This is a genomic window from Sphingomonas sp. SRS2, assembly GCF_000971055.1.
Classification (GTDB): Bacteria; Pseudomonadota; Alphaproteobacteria; order Sphingomonadales; family Sphingomonadaceae; genus Rhizorhabdus.
On record NZ_LARW01000076.1, the window covers coordinates 1 to 17,926 of the forward strand.

19 protein-coding genes are annotated in these 17,926 nt (G+C 66.0%); 9 read left to right on the forward strand and 10 right to left on the reverse strand.

Translation table 11 applies throughout. The features are described 5' to 3' along the window. The 3 genes from WP12_RS08990 to WP12_RS09000 all read right to left on the reverse strand — a co-directional run. A partial coding sequence (locus WP12_RS08990; protein WP_046193382.1) for an endonuclease domain-containing protein occupies positions 1-329 on the reverse strand: 329 nt, incomplete at its 3' end. A gap of 115 nt (positions 330-444) precedes the next feature. Beyond that, on the reverse strand, positions 445-1,941 hold the full coding sequence (sufB, locus tag WP12_RS08995) for a Fe-S cluster assembly protein SufB (RefSeq protein ID WP_046193383.1): 1,497 nt from the start codon (positions 1,939-1,941) through the stop codon (positions 445-447). Further along, positions 1,938-2,360 carry an SUF system Fe-S cluster assembly regulator gene (locus WP12_RS09000; RefSeq protein WP_046193384.1) on the reverse strand — a complete coding sequence of 141 codons (423 nt, stop codon included), beginning with the start codon at positions 2,358-2,360 and terminating at the stop codon, positions 1,938-1,940. Before WP12_RS09000 ends, sufB begins: the two co-directional genes overlap by 4 nt. A gap of 345 nt (positions 2,361-2,705) precedes the next feature. Here WP12_RS09000 and WP12_RS09005 point away from each other — a divergent pair, with 345 nt between their 5' ends. The 3 genes from WP12_RS09005 to WP12_RS09015 all read left to right on the forward strand — a co-directional run bounded on the left by WP12_RS09005 (position 2,706) and on the right by WP12_RS09015 (position 7,393). Beyond that, entirely contained in the window at positions 2,706-3,749 is a 1,044-nt protein-coding gene (locus WP12_RS09005; protein ID WP_046193385.1) for a quinone-dependent dihydroorotate dehydrogenase, read from the forward strand. A gap of 31 nt (positions 3,750-3,780) precedes the next feature. Then, entirely contained in the window at positions 3,781-5,514 is a 1,734-nt protein-coding gene (ggt, locus tag WP12_RS09010; protein WP_235399074.1) for a gamma-glutamyltransferase, read from the forward strand. Between the two features lie 103 nt (positions 5,515-5,617). Further along, entirely contained in the window at positions 5,618-7,393 is a 1,776-nt protein-coding gene (locus tag WP12_RS09015) for an AMP-dependent synthetase/ligase (RefSeq protein ID WP_046193386.1), read from the forward strand. A 35-nt stretch (positions 7,394-7,428) separates the two neighbouring features. Here the strand turns inward: WP12_RS09015 and fucP are convergent, their stop codons facing one another. The 3 genes from fucP to WP12_RS09025 all read right to left on the reverse strand — a co-directional run bounded on the left by fucP (position 7,429) and on the right by WP12_RS09025 (position 9,378). After that, complete coding sequence (fucP, locus tag WP12_RS09020) at positions 7,429-8,745, reverse strand: L-fucose:H+ symporter permease (RefSeq protein WP_200894481.1); 1,317 nt, start codon at positions 8,743-8,745, stop codon at positions 7,429-7,431. A 95-nt stretch (positions 8,746-8,840) separates the two neighbouring features. Then, positions 8,841-8,993 carry a hypothetical protein gene (locus tag WP12_RS25255; RefSeq protein WP_160299197.1) on the reverse strand — a complete coding sequence of 51 codons (153 nt, stop codon included), beginning with the start codon at positions 8,991-8,993 and terminating at the stop codon, positions 8,841-8,843. A gap of 151 nt (positions 8,994-9,144) precedes the next feature. Continuing rightward, the gene (locus tag WP12_RS09025; RefSeq protein ID WP_152663936.1) at positions 9,145-9,378 is read right to left on the reverse strand and encodes a hypothetical protein; all 234 of its coding nucleotides are present in this window, start codon (positions 9,376-9,378) and stop codon (positions 9,145-9,147) included. A gap of 219 nt (positions 9,379-9,597) precedes the next feature. Between WP12_RS09025 and WP12_RS09030 the strand changes: the two genes are divergently transcribed. The 3 genes from WP12_RS09030 to WP12_RS09040 all read left to right on the forward strand — a co-directional run bounded on the left by WP12_RS09030 (position 9,598) and on the right by WP12_RS09040 (position 11,003). Beyond that, positions 9,598-9,780, forward strand: coding sequence for a hypothetical protein (locus WP12_RS09030; protein ID WP_046193388.1), 183 nt, complete (start codon positions 9,598-9,600; stop codon positions 9,778-9,780). Positions 9,781-9,788: 8 nt separating this feature from the next. After that, the gene (locus WP12_RS09035) at positions 9,789-10,442 is read left to right on the forward strand and encodes a glutathione S-transferase family protein (protein ID WP_046193389.1); all 654 of its coding nucleotides are present in this window, start codon (positions 9,789-9,791) and stop codon (positions 10,440-10,442) included. 84 nt (positions 10,443-10,526) lie between these two features. Further along, the gene (locus tag WP12_RS09040) at positions 10,527-11,003 is read left to right on the forward strand and encodes a pyridoxamine 5'-phosphate oxidase family protein (protein WP_046193390.1); all 477 of its coding nucleotides are present in this window, start codon (positions 10,527-10,529) and stop codon (positions 11,001-11,003) included. 12 nt (positions 11,004-11,015) lie between these two features. Here WP12_RS09040 and WP12_RS09045 read toward each other — a convergent pair whose 3' ends face one another. Then, entirely contained in the window at positions 11,016-12,098 is a 1,083-nt protein-coding gene (locus WP12_RS09045; RefSeq protein WP_046193398.1) for a sensor histidine kinase, read from the reverse strand. A 215-nt stretch (positions 12,099-12,313) separates the two neighbouring features. On the opposite strand from WP12_RS09045, the gene rlmN reads away from it, so the two are divergent. Together rlmN and WP12_RS09055 are read left to right on the forward strand one after the other, a co-directional pair. After that, positions 12,314-13,537, forward strand: coding sequence for a 23S rRNA (adenine(2503)-C(2))-methyltransferase RlmN (gene rlmN, locus WP12_RS09050; protein ID WP_046193399.1), 1,224 nt, complete (start codon positions 12,314-12,316; stop codon positions 13,535-13,537). A 116-nt stretch (positions 13,538-13,653) separates the two neighbouring features. Further along, on the forward strand, positions 13,654-14,880 hold the full coding sequence (locus WP12_RS09055) for an SAM-dependent methyltransferase (RefSeq protein ID WP_046193391.1): 1,227 nt from the start codon (positions 13,654-13,656) through the stop codon (positions 14,878-14,880). A gap of 42 nt (positions 14,881-14,922) precedes the next feature. Here WP12_RS09055 and bdcA read toward each other — a convergent pair whose 3' ends face one another. Then, positions 14,923-15,636: an SDR family oxidoreductase gene (bdcA, locus tag WP12_RS09060; RefSeq protein WP_046193392.1), complete on the reverse strand. Its 714-nt coding sequence runs from the start codon at positions 15,634-15,636 to the stop codon at positions 14,923-14,925. A 70-nt stretch (positions 15,637-15,706) separates the two neighbouring features. Here bdcA and WP12_RS09065 point away from each other — a divergent pair, with 70 nt between their 5' ends. Beyond that, positions 15,707-16,306, forward strand: coding sequence for a TetR/AcrR family transcriptional regulator (locus tag WP12_RS09065; protein WP_046193393.1), 600 nt, complete (start codon positions 15,707-15,709; stop codon positions 16,304-16,306). Between the two features lie 3 nt (positions 16,307-16,309). Here the strand turns inward: WP12_RS09065 and eda are convergent, their stop codons facing one another. After that, positions 16,310-16,924 (reverse strand): bifunctional 4-hydroxy-2-oxoglutarate aldolase/2-dehydro-3-deoxy-phosphogluconate aldolase, encoded by a 615-nt coding sequence (gene eda, locus WP12_RS09070; RefSeq protein ID WP_046193394.1) that lies wholly within the window; start codon positions 16,922-16,924, stop codon positions 16,310-16,312. Then, a complete protein-coding gene (locus WP12_RS09075) occupies positions 16,921-17,889 on the reverse strand; it encodes a glucokinase (RefSeq protein WP_046193395.1) in 969 nt (322 codons plus the stop codon). Before WP12_RS09075 ends, eda begins: the two co-directional genes overlap by 4 nt. Positions 17,890-17,926: the final 37 nt, after the last annotated feature.

The window sequence follows — 17,926 nt, forward strand, 5'->3', positions numbered from 1 at the left end:
GGGTTGGGGTGGGGGCTCGCCCAGCGATCCGGCGCTTTTTGAAGTGCGGCGAAGATCGTTTCGCGAACCCCGTCGAGGTTGTTCATCACCTCGTCGTTGGTAACGTGCAGGACGGTGAAGCCCTTTGCCCGAAGGGCAGCATCGCGACGACGATCGATATCGACGTCGTGCGTGTTGCCGTCGACTTCGACGATCAGCGCTTTTTGCGGGCAGAGAAAGTCGGCAATGTACGAGCCGATCACGGCCTGCCGGCGGGATTTGAAGCCAAGCTGCAAACGAGACAGCGCGCGCCACAGTCGCACTTCCGGCTCGGTCGATTCACGCCGCATGTCACGGGCGTAGCCCTGCAGCTGACCGATGCGCCCAGCGGATAGCCCCCACCCCCGGCCCCTCCCCCGAAGGGGAGGGGAGTCGAGCCGGCGATTCTGGTCGCGAGGGGAAAGATCAGCCAACCGACCCCTCCAGGCTTATCCCGAGCAGCTTCTGCGCTTCGACCGCGAATTCCATCGGGAGTTGCTGGAGCACTTCCTTGGCGAAGCCGTTGACGATCAGCGCGACCGAGGCTTCCTGATCGAGCCCGCGCGACATCGCGTAGAAGAGCTGGTCGTCACTGATCTTCGAGGTGGTCGCCTCATGCTCGATCTGCGCCGACGGGTTCTTCACCTCGATATAGGGGACGGTGTGCGCGCCGCATTGGTCGCCGAGCAGCAGGCTGTCGCACTGGGTGAAGTTGCGCGCGCCTTCGGCGGTGGGGGCGACGCGGACGAGGCCGCGATAGGTGTTGTCGCTCTTCCCGGCCGAAATGCCCTTCGACACGATCGTCGATCGGCTGTTCTTGCCGAGATGGATCATCTTGGTGCCGGTGTCGGCCTGCTGGCGGTTGTTGGTGACCGCGACCGAATAGAATTCGCCGACGCTGTTCTCGCCCGCGAGGACGCAGCTCGGATATTTCCAGGTGATCGCGCTGCCGGTCTCGACCTGGGTCCAGCTGACCTTCGAGTTCTTGCCCTGGCACAGCGCGCGCTTGGTGACGAAGTTGTAGATTCCGCCCTTGCCCTCGGCGTCGCCCGGATACCAGTTCTGGACGGTCGAATATTTGATCTCGGCATCGTCGAGCGCGACCAGTTCGACCACCGCCGCGTGGAGCTGGTTCTCGTCGCGCATCGGCGCGGTGCAGCCCTCCAGATAGGAGACGTGGCTGCCCTTGTCGGCGACGATCAGCGTGCGTTCGAACTGGCCGGTATTCTCGGCATTGATCCGGAAATAGGTGCTCAGCTCCATCGGGCAGCGTACCCCTTCGGGGATGTACACGAAGGTGCCGTCGGAGAAGACGGCGCAGTTGAGCGTCGCGAAATAATTGTCGTGCATCGGCACGATCTTGCCGAGCCACTTCTTCACATGCTCGGGATATTCGCGGATCGCCTCGCTGATCGAGCGGAAGATGACCCCGGCCTTTTCGAGCTCTGCGCGGAAGGTGGTGGCGACCGAGACGCTGTCGAACACCGCGTCGACCGCGACCCTGCGTGCGCCTTCGACGCCGGCGAGGACCTTCTGCTCCTCGATCGGAATGCCGAGCTTTTCATAGACGCGCAGGATCTCGGGATCGACCTCGTCGAGCGAGCCGAGTTCCTTCTTCGCCTTGGGCTCGGCGTAATAATAGGCGTCCTGATAATCGATCGGCGGCACGTTGAGCTTCGCCCAGTCGGGCGGCGTCATCGTCAGCCAGTGGCGATAGGCCTTCAGCCGCCATTCGAGCATCCATTCGGGCTCGTTCTTCTTGGCGGAGATGAAGCGCACGGTGTCCTCGGACAAACCCTTGGGCGCGAAATCCTGCTCGATGTCGCTGCTGAAGCCCCATTCATAGTTGGAAGCCTTGTCGGCGGCGTCGATCGCGGCGCGATTCTTGTCCGTTCGGTCGGTGCTGGTGCGTGTGTCGCTCATGCGGGCACTCCCGTAGAAGCGCCCGACAGCATTGCAAGGCTGACTCCGCCCAGCGCGCCGCGGATCGTGCTGTTGACCACGCCCCAATGCGGTTTGACGCGACATGATGTTTCGAGGCCACAGTCGTGGCGCAGATCGTCGACGCAGGCGGTCAGCGCGATCGGGCCTTCGACCGCCTCGACGATGTCGGCGAGGCTTATTTCGGCCGGATCGCGGGCGAGGCGGACGCCGCCGCCGGTGCCGCGCGCCGAGCTGAGCAGCCCCGCCTGCGTGAGCCGACCCATCAGCTTCTGCGCGGTGGGGAGCGGCACGCCGGTCTCGTCGGCAAGCTGGGTCGCGGTCAGCCGCTCGCCCGGCGCATGGCGCGCGGCGGCGGAGAGCATCACGACCGCATAATCGGCTAGGCTGGACAGGCGCATGGTCGCTTGGTTTCCAATCGGACTGATTCGATCCGATTAGGCAGATGGGCGCGCAGACGGCCAAGGTCAAGGGGCGTGCGGCATGGCCAGGCAATCGGAAGGCCCGGCCGGCGATGAACCGGCCGGGCCATCGAATGGACCAGAGGTGGCCATCCGATACCGTCCCCGCCTCAGGGCTTAAAAAAAGGCGGATACGGCAACCACGGCGCCCGAAGGCGCCGCTTGTACGCGCACGTGCCACGGGAGACATGAGCGCTGCCGGATCAACGGATGAGGGAGGCGATTTAATCCCGGAGACGGCGAAAAATCTTCTCCACCACGCTTAAAATGCTCTAGGCGAACGCCATGTCGTTCTACACCGCCTTCCGCCCGCTGCTGTTCACCCTTGAGGCCGAGCGCGCGCATCGCGCGACGATCCGGGCGTTGCGGCTGAAACCGGGGAAAGCGCCTGCCGCCGACCCGCGTCTGGCGATCGATGTGGCGGGGCTACGCTTTCCCAATCCGGTCGGGCTCGCCGCCGGGTTCGACAAGGACGCGCAGGTTCCCGACGCGATGCTCGGGCTTGGCTTCGGCTTTACCGAGGTGGGGACGCTGACGCCCTTTCCGCAGGCGGGCAATCCGCGTCCACGCCTGTTCCGGCTGGTCGAGGACGAGGCGGTGATCAACCGCATGGGCTTTAACAATGGCGGTCAGGCGGCGGCGCATGAGCGGCTGCTCCGCCGCAATGCCCGGCCCGGCATCGTCGGGGTCAATATCGGCGCGAACAAGGACGCCGCCGACCGGATCGCCGATTATGCGCGCGGGGTGCAGGTGATGGCGGGGGTCGCGCGCTACCTGACCGTCAACATCTCCTCGCCGAACACGCCGGGCTTGCGCGCCCTGCAGGATCGCGGCGCACTCGACGATCTGCTGGGTGCGGTGATGGCGGCGCGGCCCGCCGGTGGCCCACCGGTATTTCTTAAGGTCGCACCCGATCTCGAGCCCGCCGATATCGACGACGTTGCGGAGATTTCGGCGGCGCACCGGCTCGACGGGCTGATCGTCTCGAATACGACGATCACGCGCCCCGTGCTGGCGTCGCGCCACGGCGGAGAGACGGGGGGCCTGTCGGGCGCGCCGTTGAAGGATCTCGCGCAGCAGCGGCTGGCCGATTTCCGAAAAGCGACCGGCGGCGCGATGCCGCTGATCGCGGCGGGCGGGATCGCGAGCGCCGAGGACGCCTATGCGCGCATCCGGGCCGGGGCGAGCCTCGTTCAGCTCTATTCGGCGCTGGTCTATGAAGGGCCGGGCCTGGCGAAGCGGATTAATGCCGGGCTGGTGAAGCTGCTCGATCGCGATGGGTTCGCGACGATCGGGGAGGCGGTTGGGTCTGAAGGCTGGCTGGGGTGACGGATCGATTAAGAGGCAATAAGCTGCTGATATGTTGCAGCGCACTCTTCTCGCTCTCGCCCTCGTCGTCGTCGCGCCCGTCGCAGCCCATGCCGCGCCGCCGATGGTGTCCGCCGCCGACCCCCGCGCCGCCGCCGCAGGGGTCGAGATGCTGAAGAAGGGCGGAACCGCCGCCGATGCGGCGGTGGCGATGATGCTTGCGCTGGGGGTCGTCGAACCTGCCCATTCGGGCATCGGCGGCGGCGGTTTCATGGTCTATTATGACGCCCGCACCGGCAAGCTGAGCAGTTATGACGCGCGTGAGGCCGCGCCAGCCGCCGCCGATCCGCGCTGGTTCTTCGGGGATGACGGCAAGGCGATGCCGGTCCGCCAGGCAGTGCCGGGAGGCCGCAGCGTCGGCGTGCCGGGCGAGCTGCGGCTGATGGAGACCGCGCACGCCGAACATGGCAGGCTGGCATGGAAGGCGCTGTTCGGCCCGGCGACAAAGCTCGCGCGGGACGGATGGGCGATCACGCCGCGTTTCAACAATTTCCTGACGCGGATGCCGGCCACCGGCTTCTTCAACGACTGGGCGAAATCCTACCTCTACACCCCCGATGGTCAGGCCAAGCCGGTCGGTACGGTGGTGAAGAACCCCGAGCTCGCCGCGCTGTACGACGCGATCGCGAAGCGCGGCCCTGATTATTTCTATGTCGGCCCCCCGGCGCAGACTCTTGTCGCGACCGTCAACGGCGCGGCGCGCAACCCCTCGAAGATGACCACCGGCGATCTGGCCAGCTATCAGGTGCGCGAGCGTCCGCCGGTCTGCGGCGCCTATCGCGGCTATCGGATCTGCGGCATGGGCCCGCCCGCGTCGGGCGCGATCACCGTATTGCTTATCCTCCGGCAGCTCGAACGGTTCGACATGGCCGGCCTCGGCAAGGATTCACCGGTCGCCTGGCATCTGTTCGCCGAAAGCTCGCGTCTTGCCTATGCCGATCGCGACGCATGGATCGCCGATCCCGATTATGTTCAGGTCCCGGTCGAAGGGCTACTCGCCTCCGACTATGTCGCGAGGCGGTCGGCGCTGATTTCACCCGATGTGACGATGGCGAGTGTGACGGCCGGGATGCCCGCCGGCGCGCCGGCGTTCAAGGCAGCCGAGCCACAGCCCGAACATGGTACCTCGTCGCTCACCGCGGTCGACCGTTGGGGGAATGTCGCGCAGGTGACGGTGACGATCGAAAGCGTGTTCGGATCGGGCCAGAGCATGCACGGGCTGTTCCTCAACAACGAACTGACCGACTTCAACCTCACGCCCGACAAGGGCGGCTTCCTTACCGCCAACCGGGTCGAAGGCGGCAAGCGCCCGCGCAGTTCGATGTCGCCGCTGATCGTCTTCGACCCGGCGGGCAAGGTGCGGCTTTCGATCGGCGCGGCGGGGGGATCGACGATCATCGCGCAGGTCGCCAAGGCGCTGATCGGGGTGATCGATTGGAAACTGACCGCGCAGGACGCGATTTCGATGGGTCTGCTCTACGCGCCGCGACCGGGCGGCGTGGCGGAGAAGGGCACGCATATCGAAGCGATGCTGCCCGCGCTGACGGCGCTCGGCGAGCGCCTGTCGGTCGCACCGCTCGGGCTGAAGGCTAATGCGATCGAATGGCGCGACGGCGGCTGGGCAGGCGCGGCCGACCCGCGCAGCGAAGGCGTGTCGATGACCATCGACGGTGCCGTGATCAAGCCTGCCGCAGCGGCGCTCCAGAAGGATAGACCTTCCGAATAGCCTTGTTTCCGCTGCGTCACTTTGTAACGGTTATGCTCTATCCACCGGTGCGCGCGGGCCTATATTCCGATCGACAGGCGCAAAAGACGCGGCAGGAGAGACGATGCGCACTTTCGAGCGATTTCCCAACCTGGTCACGATGTTCTTCACCCGCGCCGCGGCGAAGGGGGACGCACCCTTTCTATGGGCGAAGCAGGGAGGCGAATGGCGGTCGCAGAGTTGGGCGGAGATCGCTCGCCAGGTCGCTTCGCTCGCCGCCGCGCTCAAGGCGCAGGGACTGAAGGAAGGCGACCGGGTCGTCCTCGTCTCGGAAAACCGGCCTGAATTCTGCGTCGCCGATCTCGCGATCATGGCGGCGGGCTGCGTCACCGTGCCGACCTACACGACCAACACCGAGCGCGATCATACCCACATCCTGGAGAATAGCGGCGCGCGGGCGGCGATCGTCTCGACCGCGAAGCTGGCGCAGGTGCTGCTGCCCGCGATCGTCCGCTCGTCGACCTGCGAGTTCCTGATCGCGATGGAAGCGCTGCCCTCCGGCGGCACCCGCACCCTGTCCTTCGCCGAACTGGCGGGCGATCCCAATGCCGATGTCGCGGCAGCGGCGGCCGCCGTCGCCGATGTGCGGCGCGAGGATCTTGCCTGCCTGATCTACACCAGCGGCACCGGCGGCGCGCCGCGCGGGGTGCGCCAGCATCACGGCGCGATCCTGCTCAACGTCGAAGGCTGCATCGATATCATCGAAGCCGATTTCGGCTGGGGAGACGAGATATTCCTGTCCTTCCTGCCGCTCAGCCATGCCTATGAGCATAGCGGCGGCCAGTTCCTGCCGATCGGACTGGGCGGGCAGATCTATTATGCCGAGGGGCTGGAGAAGCTCGCCGCGAATATCGAGGAGGTCGGTCCGACGATCATGGTCGTCGTCCCCCGGCTGTTCGAGCTGATCCGCGCGCGGCTGATCAAGGCTGTCGAGAAGCAGGGCGGGATCGGCCAGAAGCTGCTCGACAAGGCGATCGAGCTGGGATCGCGCGAGAAGCTGCGCCTGACCGATTATCCGTACAAGATTGCGATCGACCTGTTGCTCAAGCCCAAGGTGCAGAAGCGCTTCGGCGGGCGAAGCAAGGCGCTTGTCTCGGGGGGCGCGCCGCTCAATCCGGAGATCGGCCAGTTCTTCGCCGCGCTCGGCCTCACCTTGCTACAGGGCTATGGCCAGACCGAATCGGGGCCGGTCGTGTCGTGCAACCGTCCCGGCGCGGGGATCGATTCGACGACGGTGGGCCCGCCGATGAAGGGTGTCGAGGTGAAGATCGCCGATGACGGCGAGATATTGGTGCGCGGCGAACTGGTGATGCACGGCTACTGGCGCAACGAGGCCGAGAGCGAGCGGGTGCTGAAGGACGGCTGGCTCCACACCGGCGATGTCGGCCTGCTCGACGCGAAGGGGCGGCTCAAGATCACCGATCGCAAGAAGGACATCATCGTCAACGACAAGGGCGACAATGTCGCGCCGCAGAAGCTGGAAGGCATGCTGACCCTCCGGCCCGAGATCGCCCAGGCGATGGTCTCGGGCGACAAGCGACCGTATATTGTCGGGCTCGTCGTGCCCGATCAGGAGTGGCTCGCCGGCTGGGCGGCGGAGAGGGGTCTCTCGCCCGAGCTCGCCAGCCTCAGCCGCAATGCCGATCTCCACCGCGCGCTGATGGCGGCGGTCGACCGGGTCAACGCCGACCTGTCGGTGATCGAGAAGGTCCGCCGCATCGTCATCGCCGACGAGCCCTTCTCGATCGACAATGAGCAGATGACCCCATCGATGAAGAACCGCCGCCACGCGATCCGCGCAGTCTATGGGGAACGGATCGACGGGCTGTACAAAGGGTAGTCACAAGGGGCGCTCCGGCGGAGGCCGGGGCGACGCTAACCGGCGGTCGCATCCCGCCGCGCCTGACGCCAGCCATATAGCGCGATGATCGCGAAGCTGACGGCGGGGACGATCAGCGACCCGCGCAGGCCCAGGCCGGTCTGGCTGAGCAGGCCCATCAGCGGCGGCAGCACCGCGCCGCCGACGATCGCCATGATCAGCAATGACGCGCCGAGCGAGGCGCGCGGGCCGAGATCGCGGACGCCCAGCGAGAAGATCGTCGGGAAGATGATCGCGGTGGTCAGGCCGGTGAGGGTCAGCGCCGCGACCGAGGCGTAGCCGGGGAGGACAGTCGCCAGTGCGCAAAGTGCGATGCTCGACGCCGCGGCGATCGAGAGCATGCGCGCGGGGCTGTGGCGCGTCATCAGCGCCGCGCCGCCGAAGCGGCCGAGCATGAACAGGACGAGGCTGCCCGAGAGCAGGAAGGCGGCCTGCTTTTCCGAGAAGGCGGGGGCGGTCTCCTTCACATAGTCGACGAAGAAGCTCCACAGGCTCACCTGCGCGCCGATGTAGAAGAATTGCGCGACCACCGCGCGGGTCAGCCCGCGTTCGCGCAGCAGGCCGGCGAGGCCGGGGCGCTTGCCGTCGCTATCGGCCGCGCCCCCGCTGGTGTCGACCGCCGGCAGCGGCACGAAAGCAACCGCGAGCGCGACCAGCGCGACGACGATCGCGAGGATCAGATAGGGCATCTGCACCATGCCCGCCTCGGCTGCGCGGAACGCATCGAGCTGCGCGGGCGACATCGACGACAGCGCTTCGTGGCCATGCTCGACCCCCGAGAAGATGAAGATGCCGCCGAGCGCGGGTGCGAGCACCGAGCCGAGCCCGTTGAAGGCGTGCGCGAAGTTGAGCCGCTGCGAGGCGCGGCGCGGATCGCCGAAGGCGACGACATAGGGGTTGGCGGCGGTCTCGAGGAAGGCCGCGCCGCAGGCGATGATGTAGAGCGCGGCGAGGAAGGGCAGATAGAGCCGCACTTCCGCCGCCGGCCAGAACAGCAATGCGCCGCTGGCATAAAGCAGCAGCCCGGTGATGATGCCGGCGCGATAGCCGAAGCGGCGCATGACGAAGCCGGCAGGCAGCGCCATGGTGAAATAGCCGATATAATAGACGAACTGGATCAGCCCCGCCTCGGCGCGGTCGAGCGCGAGCGCCTTCTGGAACTGGCGAATCAGGATGTCGTTGAAATTATTGGCGATCGCCCAGATGAAGAACAGCGACACCACGAGGATGAAGCCGCTGCGATAGCCGGGATGGATGAAGGCGCCGTTCGGCCGATCCTGCGTTTCGCGGCCTGCGCCCGCCCCTATGTCCACGCCCGTCTCCCCGATTATTGCTTATCGGGTGAAAGTGCATCCATTTTAGCGGGGCGTCAATTAGGAGGTGTACGTCGCGCCGGGCGCGGCGCGCCTCACCGGCGCGGCCGCGCCAGCAGCCAGCCGCCACCAGGCGGTTTGACCATCGGTCGCCCGCATATCGTGCAGCTGGTGACGAAGCGGCCCTCGTCCCAGCGGCTCGCCATCAGGTCGGGCTCATGCCGGCCCAACAGGCTGTGAAGATCCATGCGGGGTCTTCAGGACTTCACGCCCATGACCGTATTCTTCTGCGACGGATTGGACGCATTGGTCTTCGGCGGCCCTTCCTTCTTGGGCTTGCGGATTTCCTTGCTCTTCTTCTGCTGGCCCTTGGCCATATCGATGTCCTTCGCGTGGTGGTTACTGGTCGTTGGTTATCCAGAGCGGCACCGATCGCCACGGCATCCGGGTAAGGTCGGGCGATGGCAGCACCGCAGCGCCGTGCCTGCGCAATTCGGTCGCGGTCTCGGCATAGCTTTCGGCGAGGTCGGTGAACTGCTGGCGGACGAGCGGATCGCCGCTGCCCGCGGCGGCGGCGAGCGCCTTGCGGCGGAACTGCTCCAGCATGCTGGTATCGCAGGGAGAGTGGGACATCATCATGCTCCGGCCGGTCGGCAAGCGGGAGCGCAAAGAATCTCTCGGTCGCCGCATGCCTGCATGCGAGAAGGCGGCGATGCGGGCATTATACGCCTTATCGCGGCCATCGGCAAACCGCATCCGTCGTACGCGGCGAAAATCGCTGCCACGCCGCGCGCTTGATGCTAACCAGCGCTGTCGGCCCCGAGCGGGCCCAGCCGAGCAGCGAGGAAGATCATGTCCGCGGACCGTTTCGAGCGCCACCGCCAGCCCTGGACGCAGGACGAGATCCAGAAGCTCCACACCCTCGCCAAGAAGGGCATGGCGCTTAAAGCGATCGCCAAGGCGCTCAAGCGCAGTGAAGAATCGACCAAGGACCGGGCCAAGGCCGATAGCCTCAACATCGCCAAGCTGCGCTAGGACCGATCATGGCGCTGAAACTCTATCTCCACCCGCTGTCATCCTACTGTCAGAAGGCGACGACCGCTTTTTACGAGAAGGGCATCGCCTTCGAGACACGCATGCTGGACGGTGACGGGCCGGTATCGGTGGAGTTCGCGGCGCTGTGGCCGGTCGGCCGTTTCCCGGCCATCGACCATGACGGCAAGCTGGTGTTCGAAGCCACCTCGATCATCGACTATCTCGACGCGCGCTTTCCCGATGCGCCGCGGCTGATCCCGGCCGATCCGCTGGCGGCGGCCGACGTGCGGATGTGGGATCGCTTCTTCGACAATTATATCAACTATCCGCAGCAGCGGATCGTCTTCGCGGCCATCGGCCGCGAGCCCGGCGGCGACGAGATGCTGGCGAAGTGGCACGCAGCGTTCGACACAGCTTATGCCGTGCTCGACAGCCATATGCAGGGGCGCGAATGGGCGGCGGGGGATTTCAGCCTCGCCGATTGCGCGGCGGCGCCCGCGCTGCTCTACGCCGACTGGACCTATGCGATCCCGAAGCATTTCGAGGCGCTTCACGCCTATCGCGCCCGGCTGCTCGCCCGGCCCAGCTATGCGCGCGCCCTCGACGAAGCGCGACCCTACCGGCACATGTTCCCGCTGGGGGCGCCGACCGACCGCGATTGACGATCCGCCGCAAATCGACGCGGAGGCGGCAACTCCGGCGGCTCCGCTTCGTTCTTTGGGTCTAACCAGCCCGAGGAGAGAAGCATGTCGGACGCGCACAAGCTCAAAGAGCATCTCTGGAAGAAACTGAGCCAAGGCCCCTTCATGATGGTCGGTCTCAGCGGTCACGGCCATGCCGAGCCACTCACGGCTCAGCTCGATGAGGACCAGGCCGACCGCATCTATTTCTTCGTCGGGCGCGACAACCGGCTGGTACCGGGCGGTGCCGCGATGGCCCAGTTCGTGTCGAAGGGGCAGGATTTCTTTGCCTGTCTGGCGGGCACCGTCTCGGTCGATAACGATCCCGCGATGATCGACAAGCTTTGGTCGAAGCCGGTCGAGGCCTGGTTCCCCGGCGGCAGGAACGATCCGAGTCTGACGCTGATCCGGCTGGACATCGACGAGGCCGAACTGTGGGAGTCGGATATGTCGCTAACCGGCAAGCTCAAAATGATCTTCGGCGGCAAGATCGACCCGTCGGAAGAGGGCAGCCACGCCAAGGTCTCGTCGACCGTAGTGTGATGGCGCCCCCGCTCAGACGGGCGTCGGCGCGGCGGCGGCGCGAGGGAAGAAGACGGTGACGCGCATTCCCTTGCCTGCTGCCGACGTCACGACGAATTCGGCGCCGGCGTTCTGGCGCAGCGACTGCGCGATCGCCGAACCGAGCTTGCCGGGCTTCGGCCATGTCTCCCCGGCGGGAAGGCCGACGCCGTCGTCGGCGATCGTTACGCGGCATCCGGTATCGTCGATCAGGCTGTGCAGCGTGATCGTGCCACCGCGATCCGGAAAAGCGTGTTTCAGCGCGTTGGTCAGCAGTTCGTTGACGACCAGCCCGGCGGGCATCGCGATGTTGATCGACACCGGCCAGGTATCGACCTTCAGGTCCAGCCGGATGCCCTCGATCGCATGCGCCTGCATCACCGACGAAGCAATCTGGCTGAGATAGACGCCAAGATCGACGCTCTGTTCGAGCCCGCGCGCCGCCAGCATATCGTAGAGCAGCGCGAGCGAATTGATCCGCCCCGCCAGCCGGTCGAACCGTTCGCCGGTCTCGTCATCGGTGACGTTGCGCGATTCGAGCCGGATCAACGCCGTAATCATCTGCAGGTTGTTCTTCACGCGATGCTGGAGTTCGAGCAGCTGAACATCCTTCTCGCGTAGCGAGCGGAGCGTATTCGCGCCGTCGTCATGCTGACCGACCGTGGCCAGTGCCACCAGCCGGAACAGTTCGGTGCCGTCGTCATCCTCGATCGTGTTCGACCACGCGTCGACATCGATGGGTCCATCGGCGCAGGTGATGGTGAAGGTTCCGATATAGTCCTGGTCGTTCGCCACGGCATCGCTGAGTCGCCGGTCGTCGCCCTGCGCTGTGGCGATGCCGGGCAGCGTCCGCCAGCTCCGGCCGACCATGTCCGACACCGGGCAGCCGGTCAGCCGCTCGAACTCGATATTGGCGTAGGTTATCGTCTCGGACGGAAGAAGCTCCGACACCGCGATCGCGACGGGGACATGGTCGAGGAACTGCTTGAACCGATCGCTTTCCAGCGCATCCGCCAGATTTGGCGTCGCCATCAGATTCTCGATTTGCTCGACGCCTTCTTCGGAAGGGCCACTCATTGCGACAAAGCCATGCGGCGCAAATAGCATGGCCCCGCGAATATAGGTGTGAATTCGCGATCCTCCGATCGAAATCCTGCGATTTTGCTGTCGTTACGGCCGCGCCGGTTACGCGTCATCATCGATTTCCGTAGCGCGCGCCGCCCTTTTCGCCGTCCGTGCGGCAAAAACCGGCTTCGGTGGAAATTCACGCGATAATCGCCTATGTGCGCGCCATGAATCACCCGCAGCCCCTGAATCCCGGAATGGCGCCCATGGCCATTCCCGGCCATATCGATCCCGTGCCGGTGCCGCGCGCCTTCGTGGCGCGGCAGGATGGGCGGGTCGACCTGCTTGGGCTGACCAAGGCCGATCTGCGGATGGCGCTGGAGACCGCGCAGCTCGAACCGAAGCAGGCCAAGCTGCGCGCCAAGCAGATATTCTCGTGGATCTACAATCGCGGCGTCACCGAGTTCGCGCTGATGACCGACATCGCCAAGGACATGCGCGGCTGGCTCGAGCAGCGTTTCGTGGTGTCGCGGCCCGAAGTCGTCGAGGCGCAGGTCTCGAACGATGGCACCCGCAAATGGCTGCTCCGTTCGGATGACGGCCAGGATTATGAGATGGTGTTCATTCCCGACGCCGATCGGGGAACGTTGTGCGTGTCGAGTCAGGTCGGCTGCACGCTCAACTGCCGCTTCTGCTACACCGGCACGATGCGGCTGGTCCGCAATCTGACCCCGGGCGAGATCGTCGGGCAGGTGATGCTGGCGCGCGACGCGCTGGGCGAATGGCCGTCGCAGCCCGAAGGACGGATGCTCACCAACATCGTGATGATGGGGATGGGCGAGCCGCTGTATAATTTCGACAATGTCCGCGATGCGCTCAAGCTGGTGATGGACGGCGACGGGCTCGCGCTGTCGAAGCGGCGGATCACGCTGTCGACCTCGGGCGTGGTGCCGCTGATGGCGCGCGCGGGCGAGGAGATCGGGGTGAACCTCGCAGTATCGCTTCATGCCGTGACCAAGGAGGTGCGCGACGAGATCGTGCCGCTCAACCGCAAATATGGGCTAGAGGAGCTGCTCCAGGCCTGCGCCGACTATCCGGGCGCGAATAATGCGCGGCGCATCACTTTCGAATATGTGATGCTCAAGAACAAGAATGACAGCGACGACGATGCACGCGAGCTCGTCCGGCTGCTCAAAAAATACCAGCTGCCTGCCAAGGTGAACCTGATCCCTTTCAACCCCTGGCCGGGCGCGGACTATGAATGCTCCGATCCCGAGCGGATCGCGCGCTTTTCCGATATCGTCTTCAAGGGCGGCATCTCCGCCCCGGTGCGCACCCCGCGCGGACGCGACATCATGGCGGCGTGCGGGCAGCTCAAATCCGCGTCGGAGAAGAAAAGCCGGGCCGAGCTCGACCGGCTCGCGGCGGAGAAGCAGGCCGCGCTGGGCTGACCAAAGGCCGGCGACTGTGCCGGGACGCACGTTTAACGGTTAAATTTCCCCGGCTGCGCCTCTTGCATCGCCCGGCGATCGGGTTTTCTATGCGCTCCCCAGGGAAAGGCGCAGCAATGTCGCTATTCGATAAGTTCGTGGGCCGGCTGTTCAAGCGCGGGTTGTTCACGATCATCTTCGCCGACGGCAGCCGCCGCACCTATGGCGATCCCGATCCCGATCTGAGGCCGGTCACCGTCCGGTTCGCCGACGCCGGCGTGACGCGCTTCATTGCCAGCAATCCGCATTTGCGCGCCGCCGAGGCATATATGGATGGCCGGCTGGTGATAGAGGAAGGGGACATCCGCGACCTGATCGATCTGGTCCGGGCCAACGGCAGATGGGAGGATGCCCGCGTCACCCTGCGCGGCACGCTGGCCAGCCTGATCAGGGACCGTATCCGGGCGCGCATCCAGAGCTTCAATTCGGCGCGCGAGTCGAAGCGCAACGTCGCGCATCATTATGATCTTAACGACCGGCTGTACGATCTCTTTCTCGATGCCGACCGCCAATATAGCTGCGCCTATTTCACCGGCCCCGATGTCGGGCTCGATCGGGCGCAGGCCGACAAGAAGGCGCACATCGCCGCCAAGCTGAACCTGAAGCCCGGCCTGCGGGTGCTCGACATCGGCTGCGGCTGGGGCGGGATGGCGCTCTATCTGAATCGCGCGGCGGATGTCGACGTGCTGGGTATCACTCTGTCGGAGGAACAGCTCAAGGTCGCCCGCGGCCGCGCGGCGGCGGCGGGGGTATCCGATCGGGTGAAGTTCGAGCTGATCGACTATCGCGACCTGACCGGACGGTTCGACCGGATCGTCTCGGTCGGCATGTTCGAGCATGTCGGCGTGCCGCAATATGAGACCTATTTCCGCAAGTGCCGCGCGCTGCTCGCCGATGACGGGGTGATGCTGCTCCACACGATCGGGCGGCTTGGCGTGCCCGGCAAGACCGATGCCTTCACCCTCAAATATATCTTCCCGGGCGGCTATAATCCCGCGCTGTCGGAGATCATCGCCGCCAGCGAGCCGGCGCGGATGATCGCCGCCGATGTCGAGACGCTGCGGCTCCATTATGCGATGACACTCGACCATTGGTATGGCCGCACGATGGCGGCCAAGGACGCGATCGTGGCTCTCTATGACGAGCGCTTCTTCCGCATGTGGACCTTCTACCTGGCGGGTGCGCGCGCGGCGTTCGTGCACGGCAATCTGTGCAACTATCAGATCCAGTATATCGCCGACCGGCGCGCCGTGCCGATCACCCGCGACTATATGGCCGAAGCTGAACGAGCCCTGCCGCGATAAGACGAAACCCTCTCCCGTGAAGGCGGGAGAGGGCGGGTCCTGTTACGCGCCGAAGCCCCCGTCGATCGTCTGCATGGATCCGGTGATCATCGCCGCCGCTGGGCTGGCGAGAAACGCCGCATAATCGGCGATCTCGTCGGCATGGGCATGGCGGCCGATCGCCATGAAGCTGTGCATCAGATCCGCCATCGGGCCGTTTGACGGGTTCATGTCGGTGTCGACCGGGCCCGGCTGAATCGAATTGACGGTGATCCCGCGCGGGCCGAAATCGCGGGCGAGGCCGCGCACCATGCCCTGCATCGCCGACTTGGTCATCGCATAGGCGGCGGCCCCGGCGAAGGGGATGCGGTCACCATTGGTCGATCCGATGATGAGAATGCGGCCGTTGTCGGGCATGGTCCGGCCCGCCTCGACCGCCGCGAAATAGGGCGCGCGAACGTTGACGTCGATCATATTGTCTACCGCGTCTGCCTCCAGTCCGAGCGGATCGCCAATGACGGCTGTGCCGGCATTGACGAGGAGGATATCGATCGGTCCTTCCGCCGCGACGGCGGCGACCAGCGCATCACGGTCGGCGCTGTCGACGCGGATGGCCCGGGCGCCGGTTTCGGCCGCCAGCGTAGCGGCTGCTTCATGCGCGCCCGCATAGGTGAAGACGACGTCGCCGCCGTCGCCCGCGAACTTGCGGACGAGCGCGGCGCCGATGCCCCGGCTGCCGCCGAGAATCAGGGTCTTGGGTCGGTGCGGACGGCTCATGGAAAGCTCCTTTGAATTTCTGTAGTGATCGCTATATAAATAGCTTAGACGAAGGCGCAAGGATTTTATAGTGATCGCTACAAAAAAATCTGCGGGTCGGGGCAGGCCGCGTTCGTTCGATCCCGAGGCGGCGCTCGCAACCGCGCAGACGCTGTTCCAGCAACATGGCTATGACGGGGTCGGCGTGGCCGAGATCGGCAAGGCGATGGGGATCACCCCTCCGAGCTTCTACAACGCCTTCGGCAGCAAGGCCGCGTTGTTCGATGCCGTGCTCGACCGCTACACCGCCGACTTTGGCAATCTGGTGCTGGCGGCACTGGACGGCGAGGGCGACATGGCGGCGGCGGTCGAGCGCGTGCTGAAGGGCGCCGCGCGACTCTATCCGGGTTGCGATGGCATCGCAGGATGCCTGGTGATCGACGGCGCGCGCGGCAGCCAGGATCCGGAAGCCCGCGCGTTGACCGCGCGGCGCATGGCGGAGAGCCACGATGTCATCGCGGCGCGAATCGCGCGCGAGCTGCCCGACCGCGCCGATGCACTGGCGGCGTCGGTGGTGATCGCGCTCAAGGGCATGTCGTCGGCGGCGCGCGACGGCGCGACCATGGACGAACTAACCGCCTTCGCCGACATGGCGGTGGCGGGCTTTCGCGCCGCCGTCGCCCGGAAATGAAGTTCAGCCGGCCCTGAGCGCCGCTGCCACGCGGGCGCGACGTTCGATCTCCGCGGGGTCGGGCTTGCCAGAAGGCACCACCCAGCTGCCCCCGACGCACAGTACCGCGTCGAGCGCGAGCCAGTCGGGCGCGGTCTCCTCGCTGAGCCCGCCGGTCGGGCAGAATCGCGCCTTGTAGAGCGGGGCGGAGATTGCCTTGAGCGCCGGAATGCCGCCATTTGCGGCGGCGGGGAAGAATTTGAAATGGGTCAGCCCCATGTCGAGCCCGCGCATGATGTCGCCGGCATTGGCGGTGCCGGGTAGAAACGGCAGCTGGCTGGCAATTGCGGCATTGGCGAGCGGATCGGTCAGCCCCGGCGAGACGAGGAAGCGCGCGCCGGCATCGACGCTGGCCTTCACGTCGTCGGGGTTGAGCACCGTCCCGGCACCCACCACCGCACCCTCGACCTTCGCCATCTCGCGGATCACCTCGAGCGCGCAATCGGTGCGAAGCGTCACCTCCAGCGCGCGGAGCCCGCCAGCGACCAGCGCTTCGGCGATCGGACGCGCATGGGTGACATCATGGATCACCAGCACCGGGATCACGGGCGCGAGGGTCATCACCTGTTCGACGTTCATCTGCGATGTTCCTCCTGATAGGCGGCGGCGGCCCCCAGCAATCCCGCTTCGGGATGGCGCGCGAGACGGATTGGGATATCGGCCATGCGCCGCTCGAAACGGCCTTTGGCGCGGAACCGGTCGTTGAACAGCGGGCTGGCGAGCCGGTCGGCGATGCGGTTCGAGAGCCCGCCGGTGATGACCACCGACTGTGCGCCCTGCGCCAGCGCGAGATCCCCCGCCACCGCGCCGAAGCTCATCACGAACCGGTCGAGCGCCTGCACCGAGACGCGGTCGCTGCCGTCGGTGGCGGATTCCCAGACCGCCGCATCGTCCATCGGCACGATCGGCTCGCTGGCGATCAGCGCGATCGTCGCGCGGATATCGGCAAGCGCGGGGCCCGAGACGACCCGCTCGACCGATACGCGGCGGTGACGCTCGCGCAAGCGGGCGAGCAGCTTCTCCTCGAAGCCGTCAAGCGCGGCGAAGTCGATATGTCCGCCCTCGGTCGGCAGGACGATGTTGTGCCCTTCGCGGCGAAGCAGCTGCGCGACGCCGAGGCCGGTGCCCGGACCGATGACGGTGGTGAGGCCCTTGCCCGGCAGCGGACCTTCGGGGCCGCCGACATGGGCCAGTTCGTCGGCCTCGAGCACGCCCACCGCCGCCGCCATCGCGGCGAAATCGTTGAACAGACGCAACTGCTCGATCCCAAGTTCGGCGGCGAGCGTGGCGGGACGGATCACCCAGCTGTTGTTGGTGAAGCGGATCAGGTCGCTTTCGACCGGCCCGGCGATGGCGATGCTCGCCGCTTTGGGCAGCGCGCCGCCCTCGTCGCGGGCGAAGGCCGCCCAGGCGTCGGTGAGGCCGCCATGATCGGCGGTCCTGTACTTGCGCGATTTACCCAGCGTCGGGCGGCGATCGTCATGCAGGTCGGCGATCGCGAAACGGGCGTTGGTGCCGCCAAGGTCGACGGTGACGATCTTCATTTCTATCTCCCCGCCCCTTCGGGGGTGGGGCCGGGGG

Excerpts from the sequence above, each read along its gene's own strand:
- sufB (WP_046193383.1), bottom strand. The coding sequence starts at position 1,941 with ATGAGCGACACACGCACCAGCACCGACCGAACGGACAAGAATCGCGCC.
- WP12_RS09000 (WP_046193384.1), bottom strand. The coding sequence starts at position 2,360 with ATGCGCCTGTCCAGCCTAGCCGATTATGCGGTCGTGATGCTCTCCGCC.
- WP12_RS09005 (WP_046193385.1), top strand. The coding sequence starts at position 2,706 with ATGTCGTTCTACACCGCCTTCCGCCCGCTGCTGTTCACCCTTGAGGCC.
- ggt (WP_235399074.1), top strand. The coding sequence starts at position 3,781 with ATGTTGCAGCGCACTCTTCTCGCTCTCGCCCTCGTCGTCGTCGCGCCC.
- WP12_RS09015 (WP_046193386.1), top strand. The coding sequence starts at position 5,618 with ATGCGCACTTTCGAGCGATTTCCCAACCTGGTCACGATGTTCTTCACC.
- WP12_RS25255 (WP_160299197.1), bottom strand. The coding sequence starts at position 8,993 with ATGGATCTTCACAGCCTGTTGGGCCGGCATGAGCCCGACCTGATGGCG.
- WP12_RS09025 (WP_152663936.1), bottom strand. The coding sequence starts at position 9,378 with ATGTCCCACTCTCCCTGCGATACCAGCATGCTGGAGCAGTTCCGCCGC.
- WP12_RS09030 (WP_046193388.1), top strand. The coding sequence starts at position 9,598 with ATGTCCGCGGACCGTTTCGAGCGCCACCGCCAGCCCTGGACGCAGGAC.
- WP12_RS09035 (WP_046193389.1), top strand. The coding sequence starts at position 9,789 with ATGGCGCTGAAACTCTATCTCCACCCGCTGTCATCCTACTGTCAGAAG.
- WP12_RS09040 (WP_046193390.1), top strand. The coding sequence starts at position 10,527 with ATGTCGGACGCGCACAAGCTCAAAGAGCATCTCTGGAAGAAACTGAGC.
- WP12_RS09045 (WP_046193398.1), bottom strand. The coding sequence starts at position 12,098 with ATGAGTGGCCCTTCCGAAGAAGGCGTCGAGCAAATCGAGAATCTGATG.
- rlmN (WP_046193399.1), top strand. The coding sequence starts at position 12,314 with ATGAATCACCCGCAGCCCCTGAATCCCGGAATGGCGCCCATGGCCATT.
- WP12_RS09055 (WP_046193391.1), top strand. The coding sequence starts at position 13,654 with ATGTCGCTATTCGATAAGTTCGTGGGCCGGCTGTTCAAGCGCGGGTTG.
- bdcA (WP_046193392.1), bottom strand. The coding sequence starts at position 15,636 with ATGAGCCGTCCGCACCGACCCAAGACCCTGATTCTCGGCGGCAGCCGG.
- eda (WP_046193394.1), bottom strand. The coding sequence starts at position 16,924 with ATGAACGTCGAACAGGTGATGACCCTCGCGCCCGTGATCCCGGTGCTG.
- WP12_RS09075 (WP_046193395.1), bottom strand. The coding sequence starts at position 17,889 with ATGAAGATCGTCACCGTCGACCTTGGCGGCACCAACGCCCGTTTCGCG.